Source organism: Peribacillus sp. SIMBA_075 (assembly GCF_046534585.1).
The window spans coordinates 1-347 of sequence record NZ_JAWRYN010000247.1 but is presented as its reverse complement, the minus strand read 5'-3'; the positions used below and the strand labels follow the sequence as shown (position 1 = coordinate 347).

Here is a 347-nt window from a genome sequence, read left to right as displayed (position 1 = left end):
CGTCGATCACCAGCGGCACGCCGTCGTGGAGGGCCGCCCGCAGTCGCTGCGCGTCGTCGTCCGGGCGGGAGGACGGGTCCATGCCCGAACCGATCAGCCACGCCTGCACGCGGCCGGGCGCTGTGACGATCTCAGGACGGCGTCGCATCACGAGGTCGCTGGGGCGGTCGGCGCCGAGGTAGCGGATCATCCCAACACCCGTGCGCGACGCGCCCTCGACGCCCAGCACGGCGGCCCCCGGGTAGCGGTCGGAGCCGATGACCACACCGAGCACACCGCGCGAGTACTTGTCGCTCGACTCCTGGGGCACCGCGATCCACGCCACGGCGTCCCGCTCGTCCCAGCCC

Annotated in this window: 1 protein-coding gene; it reads right to left on the bottom strand. The window is 73.8% G+C overall.

Annotated elements, in window-relative coordinates; translation table 11 throughout:
* A partial coding sequence (locus SB775_RS28090; RefSeq protein ID WP_410864441.1) for an NAD(P)H-hydrate dehydratase occupies positions 1 to 325 on the bottom strand: 325 nt, incomplete at its 3' end.
* Positions 326 to 347 lie beyond the last annotated feature (22 nt).